At 26.7% G+C, this 4,720-nt stretch carries 1 protein-coding gene and 1 rRNA gene; both read left to right on the forward strand.

Translation table 11 applies throughout. The features are described from left to right. Window positions 1-17: 17 nt before the first annotated feature. A 5S ribosomal RNA gene (gene rrf, locus Q1J78_RS08530) occupies window positions 18-134 on the forward strand. Window positions 135-690: 556 nt separating this feature from the next. Continuing rightward, window positions 691-4,134, forward strand: coding sequence for a pyruvate carboxylase (locus Q1J78_RS08535; protein ID WP_300276229.1), 3,444 nt, complete (start codon window positions 691-693; stop codon window positions 4,132-4,134). The last annotated feature ends 586 nt before the right edge of the window (window positions 4,135-4,720 follow it).

Genomic DNA, 4,720 nt, shown 5'->3' on the forward strand with positions numbered 1-4,720 from the left:
CTCTGAAAAGAAGATTATGTGGTTATTATAGCAGAGAGGATACACCTGTTCCCATTCCGAACACAGAAGTTAAGCTCTCTAGCGCTGATGGTACTTGGGGCGAAGGCCCCTGGGAGAGTAGGACGTAGCCACGTAATCTTTTTTATTTTTTGTGGATTTTTACGTACAATTATAAGATAAAGATTAATACAATTTATATAAAAATAAATATGAAATAAAATTAATACATTAATAAAATACATTAATAAATATAATGATAAAATTATAGTTATTAAAATTATAGTTATTAAAATTATCTTAATTTTATTATTATAGCTAATTGTATGACAATATATTTAATATCGGATTTGTATTATATTCTAATTATATAAAATAATAAAAATTTTATTGTTAAAATGATTAATAAAAATTATTTATAAAAAAAGCCTTCTTTCAATAGAAGGTTTTTTTTATTTTAAAATATTCAAAAAAATATTAATTTATTAATAAATTTAAAAAAATAAGTAAAAAGGCTATAAAATAATGTTATAATAAATAAGACGTCACAAAAAACAGTATTTACTTTATTTTTGAAAATATAATTTATTTATAAGATATAAAGTTTTAAATGTATATAAATTAAAAATAAAAGAATAAATTAATATTTCATATAAATATATTAATTTATTATGTAATGGGGAGGTAAGACTTATGAAAAAAAAGTTTACTAAGATACTTGTTGCTAATAGAGGAGAAATAGCAATAAGAATTTTTAGAGCATGTTCAGAGTTGGGAATTAGAAGTGTAGGAATATATAGTAATGAAGATAAATATGGATTATTCAGAACAAAGGCTGATGAGTCTTATCTTATAGGAGAAGGTAAAGGACCAATAGATGCTTATCTTGATATGGATGGGATTATAGCATTAGCTAAAAGAAAAAAAGTAGATGCTATACATCCTGGATATGGATTTTTGGCTGAAAATGCTGAATTTGCTAGAAAATGTGAAGAAAATGGAATTACATTTATAGGGCCATCTTCAGAAATAATGGACCTTATGGGAGATAAAATAAATTCTAAAAAAATAGCACATGAAGTAAATGTCCAAACTATACCTGGTGTTGAAAAAGCAATAAAATCAACTCAAGAAGCTAAAGAAGTTGCAGCAAAAATAGGATATCCAGTAATGATAAAAGCTTCTAATGGTGGTGGAGGAAGAGGAATGAGAATAGTCCACCGTGAAGAAGACTTAGAATTAGAATATGAAACAGCTTGCAGTGAATCAAGAAAAGCATTTGGAGAAGATATAATATTTATAGAAAAATATATTGAAGATCCTAAACATATAGAAGTTCAAATATTAGGAGATAAATATGGAAATTTAGTACATCTTTATGAAAGAGATTGCTCTGTACAAAGAAGACATCAAAAAATAATAGAATATGCTCCAGCATTTTCATTAAGCGATAAAACAAGACAAGAAATATGTGATGATGCAGTGAAACTTGCAAAACACGTTGGATATTCAAGTGCAGGAACTCTTGAATTTTTAGTTGATAAACATGGAAATCATTATTTTATAGAAATGAATACTAGAATACAGGTTGAACACACTGTATCAGAAATGATAACAGGAATAGATATAGTTCAAAGTCAGATATTAGTTGCAGAAGGTTATTCACTAAACAGCCCTGAAATAGATATAAAATCTCAAGATGATGTACAAGTAAGAGGATATTCTATACAATGTCGTGTTACAACAGAAGATCCTAAAAATAATTTTATGCCTGATACAGGAAAAATACAGGTATATAGAACAGGTTCAGGTTTTGGTATAAGACTTGATGGTGGAAATGGATTTACTGGTGCAAATATAAGTCCATACTATGATAGTTTACTTGTTAAAACTATTTCTTATGATAGAACATTTAAAGGAGCTATAAACAAAACTTTAAGATCTATAAAAGAGATGAGAGTTAGAGGGGTAAAAACTAATGTAGGATTCTTGGTAAATGTACTTAATAACCCTAAATTTGAAAAGGGTCTATGTTCTACTAAATTTATAGATGAAAATCCAGAATTATTTGATATAAAGGAAAGTAAAGATAGAGGAACAAAATTATTACAATACATAGGTAATGTAATAGTAAATGAAAATAAATGTGCAGAAAAACCTAGATTTGATGCATTACATGAACCAAATCTAAATAGAGAAATTCCAATAATAGAGGGAAGTAGAACAAAATTTGAAAGATTAGGTAAAAAAGCATATATAGAAGAAATCAGTAAAGATAAAAAAGTATTACTTACAGATACAACAATGAGAGATGCCCATCAATCATTACTTGCTACTAGATTCAGAACAAATGACTTTTTAAATGTAGCAGAGGCAACAGAAAAATATCAAAAAGATTTATTCTCTCTTGAAATGTGGGGAGGAGCAACTTATGATGTTGCATATAGATTTTTAAAGGAATCTCCATGGAAAAGACTTCAAAAGTTAAGAAAAGCTATACCAGATATAAACTTCCAAATGTTACTTAGAGCATCTAATGCTGTTGGATATAAAAATTATCCAGACAATGTAATAGAAGAGTTTATAAAAGCATCTGCAAGAGAGGGTATAGATGTATTTAGAATTTTCGATTCTTTAAACTGGGTAGAAAATATGAAACCATCTATAACAACAGCTTTAGAAACTGGAAAAATAGTTGAAGGTACAATGTGTTATACAGGAGATATTTTAGATAAGAGTAAATCAAAATATAATCTAGAATATTATATAAAAATGGCTAAAGAGCTAGAATCATTAGGTTCTGATATAATAGCGATAAAAGATATGTCAGGTTTATTAAAACCATATGCTGCATACACTCTTGTAAAAGAACTTAAAAAAGAAGTAAAAGCACCAATACATATACATACACATGATACTAGTGGAAATGGAGTTGCATTATCTTTAATGGCAGCAGAAGCCGGTGTTGATATAATAGACTGTGCACTTGAATCAATGGCAGGTCTTACAAGTCAACCATCACTAAATGCCATAGTTGAAGCTTTAAAACATACAGAGAGAGATACAGAAATAGATTTATATGGATATGATCAATTAGGAAGATACTATAAAGACTTAAGAAAAGTATATAGTAGATTCGAATCAGATCTTACAAACTCTTGTGCTGAAATATACAATTTTGAAATCCCTGGAGGACAGTATACTAACTTAAAACCACAAGCAGATAGTTTAGGCTTAGTAGGAAGATTTGATGAAGTAAAAGAAAACTATAAAGTTGCCAATGAAATAGTTGGTGATATAATAAAAGTTACTCCATCTTCAAAAGTTGTTGGGGACTTAGCTATATTTATGTCTAAAAATAATTTAACTAAAGAAAATATATATGAAGAAGGAAAACATCTTGCATTCCCAGATTCTGTTGTAGATTACTGCAAAGGAATGATTGGACAGCCAGAAGGTGGAATACCAAAAGAATTATCAGAAGTAGTATTAAAAGGTGAAGAAGCTATAACTGAAAGACCAGGATCATTACTTCCTAATGAAGATTTTGAAGCTATAAAAGAACATTTAAAAGAAAAATTCAAATTAAAAGAAGTAACTGATTTACAGGCAATAAGCTATGCACTATATCCAAAAGTATATGAAGAATATTTAGAACATATACAAGAATACAATGAAATATCAAAATTAGAAAGTGATGTATTCTTCTATGGACTTAATAAAAATGAAGAATGTGAAGTTGAAATAGAGGAAGGAAAAATATTAACAATAAGACTTACAGATATTGGCGATGTAAAAGATGATGGATATAGAACAGTTGATTTTGAATTAAATGGTATGATGAGATCAGTAGAAATAAAAGACAACAATTTCTCAGGTGCTATAAATCATGTTGAAAAAGCCGATATGGGAGATCCACTTCAGATAGGTGCAAGTATACCTGGTAAAGTAGTTAAACTTTTAGTTGAAGAGGGAGAAAAAGTAACTAAAAATCAACCTCTAATAGTAATTGAAGCTATGAAAATGGAAACAAATATAGTTGCAAAAACTGATGGAATAATAAAATCTATTAAAGTATCTAACGGAGATATGGTAGTAGATAAACAGTTACTTATGATAATGAAAGAAGAAGCATAATAAAATAAAGCAATTCTCCTTTTTAGTTTTGAGTTTTACACTTAAAATTAATTGTGAAGTAAATAGATTATTATAAAAAAATTTATAGATGATTAAATAAGTGATATATTAATTAAAAAATTTTAATAAAAGATCGTGAGATAAACAAGTCTATAAATAATGAATTAGATTTATAATATAAATCATCTCGGAATTTCCGAGATGATTTTTTTATTTTTAATCATATGAAACTAAGTTAAAAAATTTTTATATTTTTTTACAATAAAATATGTTATTATATTATCAATAAAATATATTACTATTATTTAAATGATTTTTATTGGTTGATGAAAAAATGTAGATAATATAAATATAACTATTGATGTAGTATATGAATAAGTCTGCAATAAGTATAATGAGAATATATTTTTTAGATAGTTTTACTTAATAATGAATTCATAAAAATGTATATTTAAATAAATAGGAGGTTATTATGAAGATCTTAGAAATTAAAAATTTAAAAAAGACTTATAATACATCTGATCATAGTATAGATGTATTGAAAGGAATAAATTTAACGGTGAATAAAGGGGAATTTATTGCTATT

It is taken from the genome of Peptacetobacter sp., from assembly GCF_029264495.1.
Lineage (GTDB): Bacteria > Bacillota > Clostridia > Peptostreptococcales > Peptostreptococcaceae > Peptacetobacter.

Coding starts and splice junctions, on each gene's coding strand:
- Q1J78_RS08535 (WP_300276229.1), top strand. CDS start 691: ATGAAAAAAAAGTTTACTAAGATACTTGTTGCTAATAGAGGAGAAATA.